General features: G+C 57.3%; 1 pseudogene. It reads right to left on the reverse strand.

The window, feature by feature from the left end:
- Positions 1 to 384, reverse strand: a pseudogene (locus DW915_RS15590) (relaxase/mobilization nuclease domain-containing protein); the annotation flags it as partial.

Below are 384 nucleotides of genomic sequence, written 5' to 3' on the forward strand. Positions count from 1 at the left end.
ATCGTCCGGCGCAGCTTCGCCTTGTCCGTTTCAAACTTGGTGGGCTTGGTCGGCTGTCCGGCGGCTTCTCTGGCGGCGTTCTCTTTGTCAAGGGCAAGCTGCCCTTTCTTTGCCGCCCAGTATTCCCGTTCGGTTATCCGTTCCTTGCTGCCGTTCAAGAGGTCGATTTGGTAAAGCCCCTCCCGGTGGCACATTTCCATGACTTCGCTCTTGAAATATTCCATAGCGGCGTTGGTGCAGCGGTGCTTGCAGCCCTCCCGTGTGTCGGCTGGTCTGTCCATGTAGGGCAGAAGCGGGACTTCGTAAATCCGCAGGGAGTTGATGACGATATGCACATGGATATTCCCGCTGTGGTTATGCCCGTCCGGGTGGGTGCAGATTAGG

Origin of the sequence: Blautia sp. AM42-2 (genome assembly GCF_003480245.1) — a bacterium.
Classification (GTDB): Bacteria; Bacillota; Clostridia; order Lachnospirales; family Lachnospiraceae; genus Fusicatenibacter; species Fusicatenibacter saccharivorans.